General features: G+C 63.6%; 26 protein-coding genes and 1 tRNA gene. 17 read left to right on the plus strand and 10 right to left on the minus strand.

The genetic code is table 11. The features are described from left to right. Nucleotides 1–43: 43 nt before the first annotated feature. From E0501_RS18715 to E0501_RS18770, 12 genes are all read left to right on the plus strand, one after another. On the plus strand, nt 44–1,240 hold the full coding sequence (locus tag E0501_RS18715) for an endonuclease/exonuclease/phosphatase family protein (protein WP_137702940.1): 1,197 nt from the start codon (nt 44–46) through the stop codon (nt 1,238–1,240). A 115-nt stretch (nt 1,241–1,355) separates the two neighbouring features. Next, the gene (locus E0501_RS18720; RefSeq protein ID WP_137702941.1) at nt 1,356–1,679 is read left to right on the plus strand and encodes a 5-aminolevulinate synthase; all 324 of its coding nucleotides are present in this window, start codon (nt 1,356–1,358) and stop codon (nt 1,677–1,679) included. A gap of 75 nt (nt 1,680–1,754) precedes the next feature. Further along, nucleotides 1,755–2,543, plus strand: a complete 789-nt coding sequence (gene pcaD, locus E0501_RS18725) for a 3-oxoadipate enol-lactonase (RefSeq protein WP_137702942.1) — start codon at nt 1,755–1,757, stop codon at nt 2,541–2,543. 76 nt (nt 2,544–2,619) lie between these two features. After that, a complete protein-coding gene (locus tag E0501_RS18730; RefSeq protein WP_137702943.1) occupies nt 2,620–3,327 on the plus strand; it encodes an alpha/beta fold hydrolase in 708 nt (235 codons plus the stop codon). A gap of 7 nt (nt 3,328–3,334) precedes the next feature. Continuing rightward, nucleotides 3,335–4,672 carry a lyase family protein gene (locus E0501_RS18735; RefSeq protein WP_137702944.1) on the plus strand — a complete coding sequence of 446 codons (1,338 nt, stop codon included), beginning with the start codon at nt 3,335–3,337 and terminating at the stop codon, nt 4,670–4,672. A 99-nt stretch (nt 4,673–4,771) separates the two neighbouring features. Beyond that, nucleotides 4,772–5,983, plus strand: a complete 1,212-nt coding sequence (locus E0501_RS18740) for a TCR/Tet family MFS transporter (protein WP_137702945.1) — start codon at nt 4,772–4,774, stop codon at nt 5,981–5,983. A gap of 70 nt (nt 5,984–6,053) precedes the next feature. After that, complete coding sequence (locus tag E0501_RS18745; protein WP_137702946.1) at nt 6,054–7,136, plus strand: Zn-dependent alcohol dehydrogenase; 1,083 nt, start codon at nt 6,054–6,056, stop codon at nt 7,134–7,136. Between the two features lie 69 nt (nt 7,137–7,205). Further along, nucleotides 7,206–8,438, plus strand: coding sequence for a mandelate racemase/muconate lactonizing enzyme family protein (locus E0501_RS18750; RefSeq protein ID WP_137702947.1), 1,233 nt, complete (start codon nt 7,206–7,208; stop codon nt 8,436–8,438). A gap of 98 nt (nt 8,439–8,536) precedes the next feature. Continuing rightward, on the plus strand, nt 8,537–8,854 hold the full coding sequence (locus E0501_RS18755; RefSeq protein ID WP_137702948.1) for an ArsR/SmtB family transcription factor: 318 nt from the start codon (nt 8,537–8,539) through the stop codon (nt 8,852–8,854). 71 nt (nt 8,855–8,925) lie between these two features. Then, complete coding sequence (locus E0501_RS18760) at nt 8,926–9,531, plus strand: TetR/AcrR family transcriptional regulator (RefSeq protein WP_137702949.1); 606 nt, start codon at nt 8,926–8,928, stop codon at nt 9,529–9,531. Nucleotides 9,532–9,761: 230 nt separating this feature from the next. After that, complete coding sequence (locus E0501_RS18765) at nt 9,762–10,445, plus strand: PspA/IM30 family protein (RefSeq protein WP_137702950.1); 684 nt, start codon at nt 9,762–9,764, stop codon at nt 10,443–10,445. A 50-nt stretch (nt 10,446–10,495) separates the two neighbouring features. After that, a complete protein-coding gene (locus E0501_RS18770) occupies nt 10,496–10,777 on the plus strand; it encodes a hypothetical protein (protein WP_137702951.1) in 282 nt (93 codons plus the stop codon). Here E0501_RS18770 and E0501_RS18775 read toward each other — a convergent pair whose 3' ends face one another. The 3 genes from E0501_RS18775 to E0501_RS18785 form a co-directional block, all read right to left on the minus strand. Continuing rightward, the gene (locus tag E0501_RS18775; RefSeq protein WP_235857912.1) at nt 10,778–11,653 is read right to left on the minus strand and encodes a CobW family GTP-binding protein; all 876 of its coding nucleotides are present in this window, start codon (nt 11,651–11,653) and stop codon (nt 10,778–10,780) included. It lies immediately after the preceding gene. A gap of 17 nt (nt 11,654–11,670) precedes the next feature. Beyond that, nucleotides 11,671–11,747: transfer RNA gene (locus tag E0501_RS18780), tRNA-Arg, on the minus strand. Between the two features lie 44 nt (nt 11,748–11,791). After that, nucleotides 11,792–12,103, minus strand: coding sequence for an ETC complex I subunit (locus tag E0501_RS18785; RefSeq protein WP_137702953.1), 312 nt, complete (start codon nt 12,101–12,103; stop codon nt 11,792–11,794). Nucleotides 12,104–12,288: 185 nt separating this feature from the next. On the opposite strand from E0501_RS18785, the gene uvrB reads away from it, so the two are divergent. The 3 genes from uvrB to E0501_RS18800 all read left to right on the plus strand — a co-directional run bounded on the left by uvrB (nt 12,289) and on the right by E0501_RS18800 (nt 15,385). After that, nucleotides 12,289–14,487, plus strand: a complete 2,199-nt coding sequence (gene uvrB, locus E0501_RS18790; RefSeq protein WP_137702954.1) for an excinuclease ABC subunit UvrB — start codon at nt 12,289–12,291, stop codon at nt 14,485–14,487. Nucleotides 14,488–14,494: 7 nt separating this feature from the next. After that, nucleotides 14,495–14,857: a hypothetical protein gene (locus E0501_RS18795; protein ID WP_137702955.1), complete on the plus strand. Its 363-nt coding sequence runs from the start codon at nt 14,495–14,497 to the stop codon at nt 14,855–14,857. A gap of 246 nt (nt 14,858–15,103) precedes the next feature. Continuing rightward, nucleotides 15,104–15,385 (plus strand): DUF3175 domain-containing protein, encoded by a 282-nt coding sequence (locus tag E0501_RS18800; RefSeq protein WP_137702956.1) that lies wholly within the window; start codon nt 15,104–15,106, stop codon nt 15,383–15,385. A gap of 36 nt (nt 15,386–15,421) precedes the next feature. Here the strand turns inward: E0501_RS18800 and E0501_RS18805 are convergent, their stop codons facing one another. Together E0501_RS18805 and E0501_RS18810 are read right to left on the minus strand one after the other, a co-directional pair. Beyond that, entirely contained in the window at nt 15,422–15,667 is a 246-nt protein-coding gene (locus E0501_RS18805; RefSeq protein WP_137702957.1) for a GlsB/YeaQ/YmgE family stress response membrane protein, read from the minus strand. Nucleotides 15,668–15,692: 25 nt separating this feature from the next. Then, nucleotides 15,693–16,508 (minus strand): sugar phosphate isomerase/epimerase family protein, encoded by an 816-nt coding sequence (locus E0501_RS18810; RefSeq protein ID WP_137702958.1) that lies wholly within the window; start codon nt 16,506–16,508, stop codon nt 15,693–15,695. A 79-nt stretch (nt 16,509–16,587) separates the two neighbouring features. Here E0501_RS18810 and E0501_RS18815 point away from each other — a divergent pair, with 79 nt between their 5' ends. After that, a complete protein-coding gene (locus E0501_RS18815; RefSeq protein WP_137702959.1) occupies nt 16,588–17,376 on the plus strand; it encodes a DUF6782 family putative metallopeptidase in 789 nt (262 codons plus the stop codon). On the opposite strand, the gene E0501_RS18820 is transcribed toward E0501_RS18815, so the two are convergent. From E0501_RS18820 to E0501_RS18840, 5 genes are all read right to left on the minus strand, one after another. After that, nucleotides 17,373–17,966 carry a rhodanese-like domain-containing protein gene (locus tag E0501_RS18820; RefSeq protein ID WP_137702960.1) on the minus strand — a complete coding sequence of 198 codons (594 nt, stop codon included), beginning with the start codon at nt 17,964–17,966 and terminating at the stop codon, nt 17,373–17,375. The two genes, E0501_RS18815 and E0501_RS18820, sit on opposite strands and share 4 nt — an antisense overlap. A 31-nt stretch (nt 17,967–17,997) precedes the next feature. Further along, a complete protein-coding gene (locus E0501_RS21840; protein WP_137702961.1) occupies nt 17,998–18,414 on the minus strand; it encodes a TFIIB-type zinc ribbon-containing protein in 417 nt (138 codons plus the stop codon). Between the two features lie 69 nt (nt 18,415–18,483). After that, on the minus strand, nt 18,484–18,891 hold the full coding sequence (locus E0501_RS18830; protein ID WP_137702962.1) for a universal stress protein: 408 nt from the start codon (nt 18,889–18,891) through the stop codon (nt 18,484–18,486). 27 nt (nt 18,892–18,918) lie between these two features. Beyond that, entirely contained in the window at nt 18,919–19,326 is a 408-nt protein-coding gene (locus E0501_RS18835) for a universal stress protein (protein ID WP_137702963.1), read from the minus strand. 94 nt (nt 19,327–19,420) lie between these two features. Next, a complete protein-coding gene (locus E0501_RS18840; RefSeq protein WP_137702964.1) occupies nt 19,421–19,741 on the minus strand; it encodes an antibiotic biosynthesis monooxygenase family protein in 321 nt (106 codons plus the stop codon). A gap of 129 nt (nt 19,742–19,870) precedes the next feature. On the opposite strand from E0501_RS18840, the gene E0501_RS18845 reads away from it, so the two are divergent. Then, entirely contained in the window at nt 19,871–20,551 is a 681-nt protein-coding gene (locus E0501_RS18845) for a hypothetical protein (protein WP_137702965.1), read from the plus strand. Nucleotides 20,552–20,554 lie beyond the last annotated feature (3 nt).

Genomic DNA, 20,554 nt, shown 5'->3' on the forward strand with positions numbered 1-20,554 from the left:
CGGCACCGTGCCCGAGACCATTGTGCCAAAGGAAAGGCCCGCCATGACCCGTTTCACGATTGCCTCTTTCAACGTCAAGAACCTGATCGGCCCGGACAAGGAATTCTATGAATTCCTGACCTACACGCCCGAGGAATACGCCTGGAAACGCGCCTGGCTCGCAGATCAGATCCTGTCGATGGACGCCGACATCGTGGGCTTTCAGGAAGTGTTCGAGGAAGACGCCCTGCGTGATGTGCTGGCCGAGGCCGACCAGCGCGGTCGCAACCTGAACGATGCCGCGCTGCCCGACTCCTCGAAACCCTACCGCAAGAAGGCAATCTTCCGGAAACTGGCCTACACACCCTATGGCGACGCGGCACTCGCTTTCGCCCCTAATCTCAACGACGGCGAACCGGGCAAGCGCCGCCCGGGCCTCGCCATCGTGTCGCGCCTTGGCTTCGCCGAGCCGCCCCAAGTGCTTCAGCATCTCGATAAACCGCTCAGCATCCCGTTCCGCGAACTCACCGGCGAAGATGCGGGGCACTACACAATCACCCGGCTCTCTCGCCCGATCCTCAAGGCGCGCATCCCCGTCGGCGGCGAGGTGATCACGCTGTTCAACTGCCATTTCAAATCGAAACTCGGCGAACACCTCAAACCCAAGGGCGCCCCCTTCGCGCCCGAGGCCAACCTGCTCTCTTACGATCCGGCGGGACGCGCCATGGGATCGCTGCGTTCCGGCATCCGCCGCATGGCCGAGGCCTGGGTGCTGCGCCGCGAAGTCCTCGCCGAACTCGATCGGGGCCGCCCGGTCATGGCCATGGGCGATTTCAACGACGGCGAACACGCCGTCAGCAGCGAGATCGTCACCGGCGAGTTGCCCTTCAAGAATTACAGCTGGATGCTGCGCCACGACGCCAAGCATGACCAGGACCGTTATTCGAAAGAAGAACACGAACGCATCACCGAAAGCGTCGAACGCGTGCGGCTGCACTCGGCCGAAAAGCTTTTTGTCCGAAAATCCCTGCGCGACATGGTCTATACCTCGGCCTTCGGCGGCGTGTTCGAGTCGATCGACCAGATCTATATGTCCCGCCACTTCCACCCCGACTACGCAAAGAAGATCGGCGAGATGGAATATTTCAGCGCCTTCAACGACCACCTTACCGACGGCTCGCACCCCGAAGCGCCTTATAACAAGCTGGCCTCGGATCACGGACAGATCATGGCCCACATGGTGATGCACGACGACCGGTAAGGAATACCTGACTACCTGTCTGGCGCTGTCTGCGGCATCCTGCCCTTATTACATAAAAAACTTTTTCGGTGGGTGGTTCGCAGGTTTCCGGTCAATAGTGCCGCCGCAGTTTTCAATGGATGCTTCTTTCATAAAGACCTTTGCCTTCATCCTGGTCGCGGCAACCGGCTGTGCCATTGCCACGATCGGGATGAAGATGGCTTCGGGCAACTGGAGCTTCTTTGCGCTGGCGCTTCTGCTGCTGGGCTTCTTCGCCGCCACGCAATCCGAGGTTCACCTGATGCGGGGGATCGACCTCGGCGTGCTCTATCTGCTTATCATCGCGGTCGAAACAGTGGCGGTGCTGGGCTATGCCTGGGTCATTGGCGAGGGCCTGGGCCCCCGCGATGCGATGGGCGGGCTGCTGATCCTGGCCGGGATGGCGGTGGTCACGCATTAGGACGGCCAAGACATTTGACATCCCCCGCAGCTCTGCCGCACATAACCGGGGCAGACAATCAGGGGACACAGCACCATGCTCATGGCCGATCTCGGCGATATTCGCCTGCACTACCGTATCGACGGCGATCCCGATGGCGCGCCCGTGGTCTTTGCCAATTCGCTGGGCACCGACCTGCGGCTTTGGGACAAGGTGCTGCCGCTTCTGCCCAAGGGTCTGAAATACATCCGCTATGACAAGCGCGGTCATGGTCTTTCCGATGCCACGCCCGCGCCCTACCCGATGGGCACGCTGGTGCGCGATGCCGAACGGCTCCTCGATCATCTTGAGGTCAGGGAGTGCGTATTCGTCGGCCTTTCGATCGGCGGGATGATCGCGCAGGGCCTCGCCGTCAAGCGGCTCGACCAGGTGCGCGCCATCGTGCTGTCGAATACAGCCGCCAAGATCGGCCAGCCGCAGATGTGGGATGACCGGATCGCCGCCGTGCGCAAGGGTGGAATCGAGGCGCTGGCCGACAGCATTCTGGAACGCTGGTTTTCCAAACCGTTCCGTGAAACTGATGAGTTCCATGGCTGGCACAACATGCTGATCCGCCAGACGGTCGAGGGGTATACCGGCTGCTGCGCGGCAATCTCGGGCACCGATTTCTACACGCCCACTTCCGGGCTGCGCCTGCCCTGCCTCGGCATCGCGGGCAGTGAAGACGGCTCCACCCCGCCCGACCTGGTGCGCGAAACCACCGATCTGATCCCCGGCTCCCGGTTCGAGTTGATCCGCCGCGCCGGCCATCTGCCCTGTGTCGAACAACCCGCGGAATACGCCCGCATCCTGACCGCGTTCCTTCACGAGATCGGCCATGGCTAGGTTCGCCTCTGCATTGCATTCCGCCTGACGCTACGTCATTATTCGCCGCGAAATGTGCCCTTGACCGGAGTATCGCATGGCCGACTTCCTGTTGATCCACGGATCCTGCCACGGCGCCTGGTGCTGGCGCGACATGATCCCGGCTCTCACAGATCTCGGCCATACCGCCAGGGCCATCGATCTGCCCGGTCATGGTGGTGACCTTACCCCGATCCCGCAGATCACGCTTCAGGCCTATGCCGATGCGATCCTCGACGCCATCGACAAACCAGTCACCCTCGTCGGGCATTCCATGGGCGGCTACCCCATTTCGCTGGCCGCCGAGCAGGCCCCCGAGAAAATCAACCGCCTGATCTATCTCTGCGCCTATGTGCCCAAGGACAACCTCAGCCTGGCCGAGATGCGGCGCGAAGCGCCGTACCAGCCACTGATGCCGGCGGTCATGCGCGCCGAGGATGGCATGAGCTTCCGCATCGATCCCGCCAAGACGCAAGAGGTTTTCTACCACGACTGCCCCGACGGCACGGTGGCCTATGCCAACACCCGTCTTTGCGCTCAGGCCGTCGCGCCACAGGAAACCCCCTGCCCGCTGGGCGACAACTATGCCCGGGTGCCGCGCAGCTATATCCGCTGCATGGATGATCGCACCATTCCCCCCGAATACCAGGTCACGATGACATCCCAATGGCCGCCCGCGGATGTCTACGAAATGCCCACGGGCCATTCCCCGTTCTTCGCCGATCCCACGGGGCTCGCGGCCCTGCTTTCGCAAATCGCAGGATAACACACCCATGGCAGGATCCGTCTTCGACAGCCCTCTTTTCGCACGCCTGTTTCCCACCGGCGAGGTGGGCCGGCTCTTCACCGACAGCGCCGAGGTCCGCGCGATGCTGCTGGTCGAAGGCGCGCTGGCCAAGGCGCAGGGACAGTTGGGTGTGATCCCCGAAACCTCCGCCGCCTTCATCCAGCGCGCCACCATGGAGGTCCAGATCGACCCGGCCGGCTTGGCTGAGGCCACGGGCCAGAACGGCGTCAGCGTGCCGGGCCTTGTTGCGGCCTTCCGCAAGGCGATGGAGGCGCCCGAACACGCCCAATACGTCCACTGGGGCGCGACCAGCCAGGACATTATCGATACTGCCCTGATGCTGCGGCTGAAACAGGTTCTGGGTCATTATGCAACCGGGCTACGCGCCACACTGACGGCGCTGGCGCAACTGGCCGACACCCATGCCGATCTGCCAATGCCAGCGCGCACCTGGGGCCAGCATGCCACGCCCACCAGCTTTGGCGCGGTGGCCGCGGCCTGGGGGGCGCCCCTGCTCACCCTGCTGGGCGAAATCGACGGCCTGCGCGCCCGGCTCTGGGTCTCGCTCTCGGGCGCGGCGGGCACCGGCGCGGCCTTGGGGGACACCGCCACCGAAACCCGCGCGGCGCTGGCCCAGGGGCTGGCCCTGACGGATCCCGGGCGCACCTGGCACAATGACCGCACCCCGATCCTGACGCTCGCCGCCTGGATCACCCGGTTGCACGCGGCGCTGGCCAAGATGGGCGAGGATCTGATCACCCTCACGATGACCGGCATAGCCGAGGTCACGCTCGGCACCTCGGGCGGTTCCTCGACCATGCCGCAGAAACAGAACCCCGTCGGCCCCGGTGTCCTGTCGGCGCTGGCGCATCAGGCCACGGCACTCAATGCCACGCTTCAGGGCGCGGGCGTGCACCGTCTGGAACGCGACGGCCCGGCCTGGTTCTCCGAATGGCTGGCCCTCCCACAGCTCTGCCTGGGGGCCGCGGCGGCGCTCGACCATGCCACCAAACTGGCTGAAACCCTCTCACCTAACCCGCAGGCCATGGCCGGCGCGCTGGCCGCCGGTCAGGGTCTCATCCATGCCGAGGCGCTCAGCTTTGCGCTCACGGCCAAGCTCCCCCGCCCCGAGGCGCAGGCCGAAACCAAGGCACTCTGCCGGCAGGCGGCCCAAACCGCCCGCCCGCTGGCAGACCTGGCCGCCGAAGCACATCCCGATCTCGACTTTTCGGCCATATTCGACCCGGTGCAGCAGATGGGCCATGCCTCCGCCGAGGCACGCGCTTTCTCTGCAGCCGTGCGGGCTTTGCCCTCCGAAAGGTAAGGAATACCTGACTTTCCCCCAAGTCATCAGCCCAAAGCGCTTCCCTGCGGCCCGCCTTGCCCCTAGTTTCGCGCGACCCGTCCTTTTCGCGCGTTTTCCATGTCAGCCCGCCTGCCCGTTCTCTTCATAGTCATGACCGTGGTGCTCGATGCCATGGGGATCGGCCTCATCATGCCGGTCATGCCCGCGCTGATCGCCGAGATCGACGGCGGCAGCATTGCGCAGGCCGCGATCTGGGGCGGCATCCTGTCCACGGTCTTTGCCGTGATGCAATTCCTGTTCGGGCCCATCATCGGCGCGCTCTCCGACAGGTTCGGGCGCCGGCCAGTGCTGCTGATCTCGCTTCTCGTCATGGCTGCGGACTACGTGATCATGGCACTCGCAGGCTCGATGTGGCTTTTGTTGCTGGGGCGGATCATCGGCGGCATCACCGCAGCCACCCATGCGACCGCCAATGCCTATATCGCCGACATTTCCGCCCCGCATGAGAAGGCCGCGCGCTTCGGCCTCATCGGTGCGGGCTTCGGCATCGGCTTCGTTCTGGGCCCGGTGCTGGGCGGTCTTCTGGCCGAATACGGCACCCGTGCGCCCTTCTGGGCCGCCGGCGCTCTGGCGCTGGCCAACGCGCTTCTGGGCGCGCTGGTGCTGCGCGAAACCGTAACCGATGCCATCCGGCGCCCCTTCCGCTGGAGCCGCGCCAACCCATTCGGCGCCTTCCGCTCGATCACCGCCTTCCCGGGACTAGGCGCGCTTCTGCTGGTCTATTTCGTCTACCAGGTGGCCGGCATGGTCTACCCCGCGATCTGGGCCTATTTCACCACCGAGCGCTTCGGCTGGACCGAGGCGACGATCGGCCTCTCGCTCGGTATCTACGGGCTCTTCTTCGGGCTCGTGCAGGGCCTTGCGGTGCGCCCCTCGATGCGGATTCTCGGTTATCGCGGCACCGTGCTTTTCGCCCTCTGGGTCGAGCTGATCTCGCTCCTGATCACCGCCTTCATCACTTCGGGCACGCTGCTTTTGTTCCTGATCCCGATCGTGGCGCTTGGCGCCGTGGGTCTGCCCGCGCTTCAGGGCGCGATGTCCACGGCCGTCTCCGATGACGCGCAGGGCGAATTGCAAGGCGTGCTGACCTCGGCGAACTCGATGGCGATGATCATCGCGCCGCTTGCCATGACCCAGACATTCGCCGCCTTTACCCGCGAAGGCGCCTCCGTCTACCAGCCCGGCGCGCCTTTCCTGCTCGCGGCCGTGCTGATGGCGCTCTGCCTCATCCTGTTCGCACGAAATTCCGTTCCGTCAGCGACACGCTGATCGCCGCATTCGGGCTTGCGCCTCGCCCCGCTTCGCGCGCACATTCGCGCCAAAGCCCAGGGAGAGAGCCATGACCGCCATCAAAGCTGCCGTCTGCCGTGAATTCGGAAAACCGCTGGCCATCGAAACCATCGAACTGCGCGGGCCCGACATGGGCGAGGTGCAGGTCGATCTCGATGCCGTCGCCATCTGCCATTCCGACATTTCCTTCATCGAAGGCGGGTTCGGCGGCAACCTTCCCGCCGTCTACGGCCACGAAGCCGCCGGCCGCGTCTCCGCCGTGGGCCCCGGCGTCAAAGGCTTCGAGGTGGGCGACAGCGTCTGCGTCACGCTCATCCGCGCCTGTGGCACCTGCCCGTCCTGCGGTTCCGGTAAACCCACGATCTGCGAAACGCCCTATGACCGGATGAGCGGCCCGCTCAGCCTGCCCGACGGCACGCCGGTCGAACACGGGCTGGCCACCGCCGCCTTTGCAGAAAAGGTTGTCGTCGATCAAAGCCAGATCGTGAAAATCCCCAACGAAGTGGGCAAGGATGTCGCCTCGCTCATCTCCTGCGGGGTGATCACCGGCGTCGGCGCCGCCGTCAACGCCGCGAACATCCGGCCCGGTCAGGACGTGGTGGTGATCGGCGCGGGCGGTGTCGGTCTCAACGCGATCCAGGGCGCGCGCATCGCTGGCGCCCGCCGCATCGTCGCCGTGGACATGAGCGAAGAAAAACTCGAAGCGGCCCGCGAATTCGGCGCTACCGATGGCGTTCTGGCCACCGATGGCAAACCTTGGCGCGCCGCGATCAAGGCAATGGGCCGCGGCGCCGACGCGGTGCTTGTCTCGGTCGGCGCGACCCAGGCCTATGACGAGGCCCCGCGCTATTTGGCCCGGGGCGGCAGTGTCGTGATGGTCGGCATGCCGCATCTCGGCCAGACAAGCAGCTATTCCCCGCTGATCATGGCCGACAGCGGCCAGAACATCCTGGGCACCAAGATGGGCGACGTTGTGATCAAGCGCGACATCCCCTGGATCGTGGACCTCTACCAGCAGGGGCGGCTCAAACTGGACGAACTGATCACCAACCGCTGGAGCCTCGAAGAAATCAACGAGGCCATCGAGGACACCAAATCGGGGGCCGCGCGGCGCAACGTGATCCTGTTCTGACGCGAACGGGGTTGCGATACGCGTCTCCCGCGGGGATTGTGGCCTGAAACCCAACCTCGCGAGGCGCGCATGAAACTGACCGATCTCGACATCATCGTCACTGCCCCGCCCGCCCCCGGCTGGGGCGGGCGCTACTGGATTCTCGTGAAGCTTTCCACCGATACCGGCATCACCGGTTGGGGCGAATGCTACGCGTCCTCGATCGGTCCCGAGGCGATGAAGGCCGTGATTTCAGACGTGTTCACCCGCCACATGGAAGGCGAAAACCCCGAGAATATCGAACTGATGTTCCGCCGCGCCTATTCCAGCGGCTTCACCCAACGGCCAGACCTGACGGTGATGGGCGCATTCTCGGGGCTCGAGATCGCCTGCTGGGACATCCTGGGCAAGGATCGCGGCCGCCCGGTGCACGCGCTCATCGGCGGGCGGATGAACGACCGCATTCGCGCCTATACCTATCTCTACCCGCTTGACGGGCACGACATGGACACCTTCTGGACCGATCCACAAGCCGCCGGTGAAAGCGCCGCGGCGATGGTCGATCTGGGCTACACCGCGGTCAAGTTCGATCCGGCCGGCCCCTACACCATCCGCGGCGGCCACATGCCGGCAATGTCCGACATCACCACCTCCGTCGCCTTCTGCAAGGCCATCCGCGAGGCCGTGGGCGACCGCGCTGATCTCCTCTTCGGCACGCACGGGCAGTTCAATACCGCGGGCGCGATCCGCCTGGGCCAGGCGCTGGAGCCCTACTCACCACTCTGGTTCGAAGAGCCCACGCCCCCCGACAACATCGAGGACATGGCCCGCGTCGCCCGCAATTTGCGCATCCCCGTCGCCACCGGCGAAAGGATGACCACCAAGGCCGAATTCGCCGCCGTCCTGCGCGCAGGTGCCGCCGAAATCCTGCAACCGGCCCTGGGCCGCGCCGGCGGGATCTGGGAAATGAAGAAGGTCGCCGCCATCGCCGAGGCGTTCAATGCGCAGATGGCCCCGCATCTTTACGCCGGCCCGGTCGAATGGGCCGCCAATATCCACCTTGCCGCCGCGATCCCCAACATCCTGATGGCCGAGACGATCGAAACACCGTTCCACAACGATCTGATCCGCGGCGCGATCAAGGTCGAGGGCGGATTCATCACCCCGCCCGATGCCCCGGGCCTCGGTATCGAAGTCGACGAAGACCTTGCCCGCGCGCATCCCTACACCGGCGACGGGCTGCATCTGCAGATGCAGGAACAGCCCTGCGACTATGCCAACGGCAACAACTTTCAGGGCGGCGCCCCGGCAAGCAAGGTGTAATACTCGCTTTTCGTTCTTACATATGCTAAAGATCGCATGAATGAACCGCGAGGAGCAGACGCTTGGACGCCAAGGCCCCACCCGCCCCGCCCGAAGAAATGGCCCGCAGTGCCGCCAGCGCGGCGGCCTATCTGAAAACCCTGGCCCATGAGGGCCGGCTGATGATCCTGTGCCATCTCGGTTCGGGCGAGAAATCGGTGGGAGAATTGGAACAGCTCCTGCAGATTCGCCAGGCTGCCGTCAGCCAGATGCTCGCGCGGCTGCGCGAAGAGGGTCTTGTGACAACGCGCCGCGACGGCAAGACCGTCTATTACAGCCTCGCCAATGAAAGCACCTACGAGGTGATTTCGCTGCTCTACCGGCTGTTCTGCGGACCCGCCGACACGCAGCCGGGTGATCCCATCGCCTGCGCCTGATTGCCCACACCCCTTTCCATTTGCAGCGACAAGCCTTAACTTGAACGCGGTTCAAACTGCGGAAGAGAGACATGGCAGGCAAAGTCGAAGCGCGCCGCGAGGCGCTGCGGGACAAACTGATCGACATCGCCGAAAAAACGATCGCCGAGCAGGGCATGGAAGCCATCCGCGCTCGCGATCTCGCGCGCGAGGCCGGCTGCGCCGTGGGCGCTATCTACAATGTCTTCGGCGATATGGGCGACATCGTGATCGCCGTGAACGGCCGCACCTTCCGCAAGCTGGGCAAAGCGGTTGCCGCCTCGGTGCGCGAGGCGCCCGAAGACCCGATCGAGCAGTTGATCGCGATGTCCTACGCCTATCTGCGCTTCGCCGTCGAAAACCCCAGGCTCTGGCGCACGCTGTTCGACATCCAGATGTCCACCTCCACCGACGTGCCCGCCTGGTACCTGCAGGAACTGGATGCGCTCTTCCAGAACATCGCGCGTCCCCTTGCCCGCCTGTTCCCTGAAATGCACGCGGACGAACTCGACCTGATGACGCGCACACTATTCTCCTCGGTTCACGGCATCGTCCTGCTGGGCGTCGAAAATCGCATCTCTGGTGTGCCCCGCGATCGCCTGGAACAGATGATCGCCCTGCTGCTTCGGAATATCACGGCGAAACAAACCGTTTCCTGAACAGTGTTCATTTTTCCTTGAACGCCGTTCAAGGTATTGCTACATCCATTTCATGAACACCGTTCACGAAGGAGGAGGTAACATTGACATCGCTGATAACACCCTGCGCCCGCTTACACGCATAGGCGCAGACACAACCTGAAATTGCCCCCAAAACACTCCGGGCACGCCTCAAAGTTGCCATTTGGGGCAAGTAACACGCAAACGTAATCTCGAAGAAAGGTACTCTTATGTTTTCGACTCTCAGAACCCTTTTCTCTGGTGCACAGGCCCGCGCCGACGAACGCATCACCGATCATTTCGCGCTTGAACTCATTGATCAGAAAATCCGCGAGACCGAGGCCGCCGTCAAAGCCGCCAAGGCCACGCTGGCCAGCCTGATCCAGCGTCGCAACGCCGAACAGCGACAAGTCGACGCGCTCAAATCCCGTATCGAAGGGCTGATGGACCGCGCCCGCGCCGCGCTCGCCTCCAATGACGAGGCGCTCGCCGCCGAGGCCGCCCAGGCCATCGCCACGATGGAAAACGAGCTGGAAGGCCGCAACGAAACGCTGGCACGCCTTGAACAGAAGGTTCTGCGCCTGCGCAATTCGGTCGAGGCGGGCAACCGCCGCGTGGTTGACCTCAAGCAGGGCGCCATCCAGGCCCGTGCCGTGCGTCGCGAACAGGACATCCAGAAACGCCTGTCCACCACGCTTTCGGGCCGTGACAGCGCGTCGGAGGCCGAGGAACTCATCAACCGCGTGCTTGGCCGCGATGACCCGTATGAGCAGGCCGAGATTCTCAAGCAGATCGAAGACGACCTTTCGCATCGCGATCTCGAGGACCGCATGTCGGACGCCGGCTATGGCCCCGCGACCAAAATTACCGCGAAATCGGTGCTGGATCGCCTCAAAGCTGACAAAGCCGCTTGATACCAGTCCGCAATCACGCATCCCCCGCCTGATTTAATGAGGAACTCACAATGTTTGACATGAACAAGAACGACAACACCCTGATCATGGTCTTCAACGGCGCTGGCGTCGTGGCCGCCTACATCCTGCTCGGCATCTCGCTGTGGCTCTCGACCGAAGTGCCGCTCTCGACCAAGGGTTTCTGGGGCATCGGCATCCTGATGCTCACGATCAGCCTGGTGAACTTCGTGAAATACCGCTTCGACACCCAGCAGCGCGAAGACCGCCTGCGCATGATCGAGGAAGCCAAGAACGAGCAGATGCTGGCCAAATACGTCACCAAGGACGAATAATCAGCCTTCCCACCAATCGCGGATTTCCTCCGCGCTCACCCCGCCTTGTGGTCCGATCGCCACGAGGCGGGTTTTTTCTGGCCGGGCCACCCGCGTTATCTCGACCGAGGGGCCGACCTTGTGCAGTTCGAACCCTTCCTCGCCCGATCCGCGTATCACGCCTTTCACACGGTAAAGCCGCTCGGGTGCCTGGCCCAGCTTTTCTTCCAGGGCCACCCGGCCATATTCCGCGTCCCCTTCGTAGCTCCAGGTGACATAGGCGCCGTGGCCCGCGCCGCTGCTCTTGCCCGTGCCCGCTTCGATCCCGCCGAGCAAAAGCGGGGCCACCGCCTGCAGCGCATCCATCGCCACCACCGGCGCGCGGCTCAGCGCAGCCAGTTGCATCGCCAGCGCCGCCGGCACCTCGCCCCCGCATTTCGACACGATCAGCAGGTCGGCCACTTCGATCTGGCCGCGGATCTGCGCCCCGATCTGCACATCCGCCGCCAGCGCGGGAAAGTTCTGCGCATCCACCACGACGGCAATGCCACCATAGTCCATCTCGGGTTCCGCCCGCGCCGCATCGGCGATCTTCTTGGGGTCGGCGATCCCGCTCGCCTCGATCACAAGATGCTCGGGCCGCGGCCGCCGGTCCAGCGCATCGCCCAGCGCCATGTACAGGTCCGCGCCCATCGTGCAGCACACGCAGCCATTGGTCAGTTCGATCGTGTCCTCGCCCGCGCTTTTCAGCAGGTCGGCGTCGATATTCACCGCGCCAAAATCATTGACCATGACCATCACGCGCCGGCCATGCGCTTCACTCAGCAAGCGGTTGATCAGCGTGGTCTTGCCCGCACCCAGGTACCCCCCGATGACCGTCAATGGCAGCTTGTCCATGATCTCCCCCTGGAAAATGGCGATCCCGGAAGGACTCGAACCCTCAGCCTGCTGATTAGAAGTCAGCTGCTCTATCCAGTTGAGCTACGGGACCGCACGTTTCCTATTTGAACGCGCGACCGCCCCTTGGCAAGGGCATCAGTGCGTCCAGGGCCCGCGCCGGTTGGTGGCGAAATTCTCGCCATAGCCGCCCGCGCGGATATTGGGCTTGCGCTTGTGCGGGCGGGTCACCACGGCGTCGATGCCATGTTCCTCGGCATAGGCCAGCGCCGCTTCCTTGGTGGGGAATTTCAGCTTCACCTGCGATTGCGTGTCCCGCGACGAGGTCCACCCCATCAGCGGATCAACCTCGCGCGCACTTTCCGGCGCAAATTCCAGCACCCAGTGTTTCGTCTTGGCCGTGCCCGATGACATGGCGGTACGGCTGGGCTGATAAATACGCGCGGGCATTGGCACACTCCTCGTTGACCGCCCTTGGTTTACCCAAATCCCCGGCCCGCCCGCAAGCCGGAAATAACTGCAAAACAGGGGATTTGCCCAAAAGCGGCCCGTGCGGCCCACCCATCGGGCCAACGCCCCCTTGAACCGGAACAAAAAGTGATCAACTCTAAGGGGCTCAGCCCGCGGAGTCGCCCATGCCCTACGCCCATTCCGACAAATCCGAACCGATCCTGCATTCCCCCGCCCCCGACGTGAAAACCCGCGAGAAGCTCGAGGGCGGCAAGCGCTTCGTCATGCAGACCGAATTCAACGCTGCCGGTGACCAGCCCACCGCGATCGCCGAGCTCAGCCAGGGCATCCTCGATGACGAGCGCAACCAGGTCCTTCTGGGCGCGACCGGCACCGGCAAGACCTTCACCATGGCCAAGGTGATCGAGGAAACCCAGCGCCCCGCCATCATCCTCGCCCCGAACAAGACGCTCGCGGCCCAGCTTTACGGCGAATTCAAGGGCTTCTTTCCCGACAACGCGGTCGAATACTTCGTTTCCTACTACGACTATTACCAGCCCGAGGCCTACGTGCCGCGCAGCGACACCTATATCGAGAAGGAATCCCAGATCAACGAACAGATCGACCGGATGCGCCACTCGGCCACCCGGGCGCTCTTGGAGCGCGACGATGTGATCATCGTCGCCTCGGTTTCCTGCATCTACGGCATCGGCTCGGTCGAAACTTATGGCGCGATGACCCAGGATTTGCAGGTCGGCAACGATTACGACCAGCGCGCAGTGATCGCCGATCTGGTCGCCCAGCAATACCGCCGCAACGACCAAGCGTTCCAGCGCGGCTCATTCCGCGTGCGCGGCGACAGTCTCGAGATCTTCCCGGCCCACCTCGAAGACCGCGCCTGGCGGCTGTCGTTCTTCGGGGAAGAGCTTGAATCGATTGTCGAATTCGACCCCCTGACCGGCGAAAAGACCGACACGTTCGACAAGATCCGCGTCTACGCCAACTCGCATTACGTCACGCCGAAGCCCACGATGCAGCAGGCCATCCAGGGCATCAAGCAAGAGCTGCGCCAGCGCCTCGACCAACTCGTAGGCGAAGGCAAGCTGTTAGAGGCTCAGCGCCTCGAACAGCGCACCAATTTCGACCTCGAAATGCTCGAGGCCACCGGCGTCTGCAACGGGATCGAGAACTATTCGCGCTACCTCACCGGCCGCGCCCCGGGTGAGCCGCCCCCCACCCTCTTCGAATTCATCCCCGACCATGCCATCGTCTTCGCCGATGAATCCCACGTCAGCGTGCCGCAGATCGGTGGCATGTATCGTGGCGACTACCGGCGCAAGTTCACGCTGGCCGAACACGGCTTCCGCCTGCCGTCCTGCATGGACAACCGCCCGCTGAAGTTCGAGGAATGGGACGCCATGCGCCCGCAATCCGTCTTCGTCTCGGCCACCCCCGCGGCGTGGGAGCTTGAACAGACCGGCGGCGTCTTCACCGAGCAGGTGATCCGCCCCACCGGCCTCCTCGATCCGCAGGTCGAAATCCGCCCGGTCGACACCCAGGTCGATGACCTCCTGCATGAGATTCGCATCGTCGCCGAAAAGGGCTTCCGCGTCCTCTGCACCACGCTGACGAAACGCATGGCCGAGGACCTCACCGAATACCTGCACGAACAGGGCATCCGCGTGCGCTACATGCATTCCGACATCGACACGATCGAACGGATCGAAATCCTGCGCGACCTGCGGCTTGGCGCTTTCGACGTGCTGGTGGGCATCAACCTGCTGCGCGAAGGGCTCGACATCCCCGAATGCGGGCTGGTGGCGATCCTCGATGCGGATAAAGAGGGCTTCCTTCGCTCCGAGACCTCGCTCATCCAGACCATCGGCCGCGCCGCGCGCAACGCCGATGGCCGCGTCATCATGTATGCCGACCGGATCACCGGCTCGATGGAGCGTGCGATCTCCGAGACCGACCGCCGCCGCGCCAAGCAGATCGCCTATAACGAGGAACACGGCATCACGCCCGAGACGGTGAAGAAGAACGTCGAGGACGTGCTCGCAGGTTTGTATCAAGGCGACGTGGACATGAACCGCGTCACGGCACAGGTCGACAAGCCGCTCCACGGCGCCAACCTAGAAAAGGTGCTCGACGGCATGCGCGACGACATGCGCAAGGCCGCCGAGAACCTCGAATTCGAAGAGGCCGCCCGGTTGCGGGATGAGATCAAGCGGCTGGAAGCGGTGGATTTGGCCGTCGCCGACGACCCCCTGGCGCGGCAGTATGCGGTGGAGAAGGCGTCTGAAGCGGCTGTGGGCTCGCGTGGGCGCTCAACGGCCGGCCGGGCCGGGCAGCGTGGGGGGAATGTGAAGCGGAGGGGGCGGTGAAACAAATATGGCAGACTATAGAGAAATTTCTCAGGAGTATGCTCAAGGAGCAATAAAGGCATCCGTTCTTTTGAATAGTGGCGCGATTGTCATTTGCCTGAGTCAATTGGATGAAATGATCCAACACGTAGGTCGATGGAGCTTCGCTTGCGCGATCCTGCTATATGTTTTCGGAACACTGTTCGGCGCGGTGACTTGGGTGCTTGCTTTTTTGTCTACTCGTCACGTTGACAGGAAACAACTCGGCCAAGAGGAAACTTACGAGCGCGCAGATCAGTATATGTTCGGCGGATTCTTTTCGATTGTGGTTTCACTGCTTATGTTTTTGACAGCTGCATTGGTTTTAGCTTTTTCGCTAATCTCGAATTGATCATTTTGATTTCATGCGAACGTTGCGGAAGGCTGCGGGGCATATCTACTAATGCCCAAATCTCCGATTTGGGCACGCGCCCGACCCGGGGCGGGCGCGACGCCTACGTCTAGCGTTCCGCGTGGATCATCACCGTAGGCCGGGCTTTTGCCCGGCACCCCACCGCAAAACCCGCACCGCGCTTGCACCCCTCCCCCGGCAATGCCACCCTGCCCGCATCGCCCACCCGAGCCCCGGACCCCGGCCATGACCGACCCCGAGAAATGGTCCCGACACGTCACCGAAACCAGCCATGCGCTGGAGCTTGAGCCCGGCCTCTTCACCTGGGACGATCCCGAACGCATCGCCGCCGCGCTCAAACGCGCGGCCGAGGCCAGCACGGCACGCAAGGGCACGCCCTATCAGTCGGCCATGTCGATGCTCACCTTCTACATCAACCGCGCCGGCCACAGCCTGCCCGATGACCAGCGCAAGGTGCTCGAAGAGGCCAAGCAGCACCTGCGCCGCCTCTTTGGCCGCCATCCCTGACCGCGACTGCCCCCAGCCGCTCCATTTCGCGGCGTCTCAGACCTGCTTAATCACCCGGATCAGCACCAGCAGGATCACCGCCCCGATGGTCGCATGGATGATCGACCAGATGATCCCGCCGCCGCCCCCGAAGCCGATGACCGGAAAGGCCAGCCCGGCGATGATCGCGCCGACGACCCCAACAACGATATTACCGCCCAGACCAAAACCGCCACCCTTGACGATCGTCCCCGCCAGCCATCCGGCCACGGCCCCGACGATCAGCATCACGATGATACCCATGCGCTGTCCTCCTGTTACGCTACATTCATTGCCCCAGCCCCAGCCGCTCAAGATGCGCCACGCTGTCGGGCACGCGGGAAAAATCGTTGATCTCGACGATCAGGTGCGGCTTCACCTCCAGTTCCCCCAGCGCCGTGAAGATGGGAAAGAAATTCGTATCCCCCTCGCCCAGCACCCAGTGCCGGTCGGCATAGCCGTCTGCATCCTGCAGGTGCACATGGCCCAGAAGCTCGCCCGCGTCCTGAATGAACCGATCCACCGGCGGCGCGCCCGCCGAAACATGCGCCCAGAGCGCGTGGCCGGTATCCACCGACAAACGTAAGCTGGGCGTATCCGCCGCCTCCACCACCGCGCGGCGCAGAGCCGGGTCATTGTCGCGGATATTCTCCAGCACCATCTCGACACCCAGCTCCCCGGCCCGCTTCAGAGCCGGCGCCAGCGTGTCGAGGATCGCGGAAATACTCTTTGCCCGGTCCTTCGGCCCGTTGTCGAGGTTATGCGCATCCCACGGATCATAGGGCGAATGGATCACCATCTGCCGCGCCTCCAGCCGCGCACACACCTCCAGCGCCTGGTCCAGCCGCGTCTGCACCACCGCGCGGATGTCCTTGTCCTTCACATTCAGTTCAAAACCCGAAAACGGCCCGTGAATGCCCAGCCGTCCCTCCCAGCCCTGCAACTTGGCCTTCGCCATGTCGATGAACGGCCCCGGGTTCTTCAGGATATCGGCCATGCAGAACTCGGGCAGCTCGATGTCGCGGTTTTTCTCGAAGATCCAGTCGCGGTGCCGGTCCAGGTCCAGCACCGTCAGTTGCGCGCCGATCACGGGTATCTCTGTCATGGGGTCCTCCCTCTTGCGCGCCATACTGCGCGCGCCGCGCCCCCTTGCCAAGCCCGCACCGCTCGCGCAGTCTCGGCCCATGCGCCGCCTCGCAATTCTTCTCTGGTTCGGGCTTGCCCCCGCCGCGCTGGCCGATGACGGGATCACCAGCCCCGGCCAATGCCTGCGCGCGCCCTATGCGCAGGCCGACACGCCGCACCAGGCAAGGCTGGCAGAACTCGTCACCCACCTGCGCTCGCATCTCGCGGCCTTTGCCACGCTGCGCGACACGCTCGATGCAATCGGCCCCACGATCTGCCTCTCGGATGCGCTGATGGCCGAACATGGCTTCATGACAGTCGAAGACCGCCAGATCGTGCTCAACGCCGCGCTGCCGGACGACAAAATGCTGCTGACGCTGGTGCACGAGTTGCGCCACCTGGAACAGCTGCGCGAAGGGGTCTGCCCCTCGCCCGGCCTGTCGATGCGCGAAAACGCCCGCGCCACCTTCGTGATCGAGGCCGACGCCAATGTCGTCACCCTTCTGGTCGGCTGGCAGGCGCGCGCGGATGGCCAGCCGGCGCTCTGGCAGATCCTGAAAACCTGGGACAGCACCGCCGACATCGCGGAAGAATTCGAACGGGTGATGGCGAACACCGGCGACTTGTCAGAGGCCGCCTCGGCCGCCTTCGATCAATGGTATGCCCGCCCCGACCGGCGCGAAAACTACTACCTGCAAAGCTGCTCGGACTATCTCGACCGGCAGGACGAACGCCACGCCCTGCCCAGCTACAAACGGATGGACCCGGGCTTTCTCGACGCACTCTGCCATTTGCCCGATGGCACATCCTATGACTGTACCGAGCCGCCCGGCGCGCTCGCGCGTTAGTCGCCGGTGACGGTCAGGCCCAGGCCGCGCCAGCTCTGCATGCCGCCGCGATAGTAATAGATCTTCTCGGCCGGATAGCCCGCCTCGATCATGCGGCGCGCGGCGGTCGGCGATTGCCCGCACCACGGGCCGTTGCAATAAAGCGCGACCGATTTCACATCCGGCCCGTCGCAGATGAACCCGTCGAAATCCGGCTCACAACCCAGCTCGCCCAGGCGGTCGGCGGCTTCGGTATAGGGCACGTTCACCGCGCCCGGAATGGCGCCTTTCTCGAAATCGGGGCGCACCCGCCCGTCGATTACCACGACGTTCGGATCGTTCAGGAACTGCATCAGCTCCAGCTCCCCGATCGGCGTGACGCCCGGCGCGGGGATCATCGGCTGAATGCAGAAATTCGGACAGGGGCGCGAGGTCAGCGCGAAATTCCCGGTGATCACGTTCGCATTGTCCTGGATGCGCTTGATCTCAACCGGCCCATCCGCTGTTTCCACGGTGACCGACATCACGTCCTTGGTGATGTTCACCGGCTCCTGCGCGGCGACGGGGGCGGCCAATACGGCCAGGGCAAGGGCAAGGGCAAGTTTCTTCATCTGTTCGGGTCTCCCTGTCGATTACTGTCACTCAGTCGAAATCGAAAATCTCGGCAAGGATCGACTTGCGCTTTTTCTTCTTCCGATACCAGCCGTCATCGTCCGAATACTTGCCACGATATTTCTTGGCTTTCTTGTAGCGGTCCTTGTCATAGCGCTGCTCGTCCTCGTATCGGCGCTCGTCCTCGTATCGGCGCGGCTCCTCATATCGCGGCATTTCGTGCGCCTGGCGCGGGGCCGGCGCGGCCTGCGGCGGCTCGGGTGGGGGCGGTGCCGGCATCGGCTCGGGGTCCGGGTTGGGCAGCACCATCGGGCCCGCGGCCTTTTCGATGATCTTGTCCAATTCACCCCGGTCCAGCCACACACCCCGGCATTTCGGGCAATAGTCAATCTCGACGCCGTGGCGTTCGGTCATGATCAGGGTTTCTCCGTCGATCGGGCATTTCATTGCGGGCGGCCTCCTCTGTCTCTTGCCCCGATATGGGAAGAGCCCGGCCAGCCCGCAACCGCGTGCGCTTTACCTCAGCACGTGCACCGCGCATTTCGCATGGCGCACCACCCGTGCCGCGGTCGACCCCAGCAGGTAGTCGCTCAGCCCCGGCCGGTGCGAGGCCATGACGATACAATCGATCCCATGCTCCTCGGCATAATCGAGGATGGTGCGCGCCGAATGGCCCTCGACCACAACCGGCGTCACGTCTTTCGCGCCGCCCAACTCGGCCTTCAGCTCCGTCTCGACCTCGTCCATGATCTTCGCGCTCTGTCCCTCGGGCAGCTGGTTCTGAATATAGCCGGGCATCGCCTCGACAACAGTCAGCGAGGTGATCTTCGCGCCCTCCGAGGCCAGCGCGCGCGCCACGTTCAACGCCTTGCCGGTATGCGGGTCATGGTCGGATGCAATCGGCACCAGGATATTCTTGTACATGGTCAGTTCTCCTTGTTTGTCACGGCCTCAGCGCACCACGTGCACCGCACACCCCGCATGGCGCACCACATGCGCCGCGGTCGAACCTAGCAGGTAATCCTGCATGCCGGGCCGGTGCGATGCGATCACGATGCAATCGGCCCAGTTCTCCTTGGCCCAGTCCAGGATCGAACGTCCCGAATGGCCCTCGATCACCACCGCCTTGGCGTTCTCGATGCCCTCGGCCATCTTCTCCAGTTCGGCCTGCACGGCCTGCGCGGCCTCGTCCAGGTAATCCTGCGACATGTAGGAAATCGCGTAAGACGGAATATGCTCGATCACGTGCAAAAGCGTGATCCGCGCGCCCTTCCCGGCCAGCGCCTTGGCAACGTCAATCGCCTCCTGCGCGTCGCGCTCCGTGTCAAATGATACCGGCACCAGAATATTCATGTACATGGCTGGTCTCCCTCCAGTGGTCGAAGGGATGATGCCGCATCCGCGTCCGGCGGACATTGATTCATATCATGGGCGCGCAGCGCCCTGCGGCAGGTCAGTCGTAGGTATCGACCACGTCATACATCACCGGTTCGAAATTCTTGCACAGATCGGCGATCCGCCGGTTGCGCTTGCGCATCTCGTCGCTGCGCAGCATCGCCTGGAAGTCCTCGCGTCGCTGCCATTGCGAATAGTTGGCGATCCGGGTCTGCGCATCGTTGATATGCAGCCCCGCGGCAATGAACCCCGGCTGTTTCGAGATGAACTCGGCATAGGCCGCGCGCAGCTCGTCCATCAGGTCCTGCGCGGTGCCCGGCGTCATCTCGAAGGTCGTGATCACTGTCTGAAAACTGTTATCCTTGGAAATCTTCGGCATCTCGGGCCTCCCTCTGGGTATCCACACTCAGCCTAGCAGCCCACTCTGCCGCTGCAAAACCGTTTCCGATTAACCCCCTGTTTACCAAACTTTCCGAATACTTACCGGCGCACCCGCAAAGGAGCGCCGATGCAGCGCCTTCTGATCCTTGTTCTGGCCAGTGTTCTGGCCTTTGTTCTGGCTTGTCTCCGCGCCCCCGCCGCCCAGGCCGGGGCGTGGCCGCGCGAAAAGGGCAAGGTTTTCCTCTCGGCCTCGACCCGGGTCGCGGGCACCAGCCTGGCAGGCCCCTATTCGATCTATTCCACCACCTATCTCGAATACGGGCTCACCGACAGGCTCACCGTCGGCCTCGATGTCGGGCACGCCATCTCGGGCCAGGGCAAGGCGGTCGTGTTCCTGCGCTACCCTCTCGCGCTCGGAAAAGACCCCAATCGCTTTGCTGTCGAACTGGGCCTCGGCACAATTGCCGGCGAACCGGCGATCCGTCCGGGCTTTTCCTATGGCCGCGGAGTCTCGCTGGGGCAGAGTTCGGGCTGGTTCAATGTCGACACCTTCGCCGAATACCGCGGCACCAACCGCCGGATCGACCTGAAATCCGACATCACCTTCGGGCTCGATCCGCCCGGCCCCCTGAAGGCCCTCGTCCAGTTGCAAACCGGCATTTCGCAGGGCGATCCCTCGTTCGCGCGCCTCGCACCGTCACTGCTCTATGAATTCGGATCTCGCAGCCATATCGAACTGGGGCTCACCGCGGGGTTGATCGGCGACACCCAGATGGGGGTCAAGCTGGGCTTCTGGCGCGAATTCTGAACA

Source organism: Marimonas lutisalis (assembly GCF_005434965.1).
GTDB classification, from domain to species: domain Bacteria; phylum Pseudomonadota; class Alphaproteobacteria; order Rhodobacterales; family Rhodobacteraceae; genus Marimonas_A; species Marimonas_A lutisalis.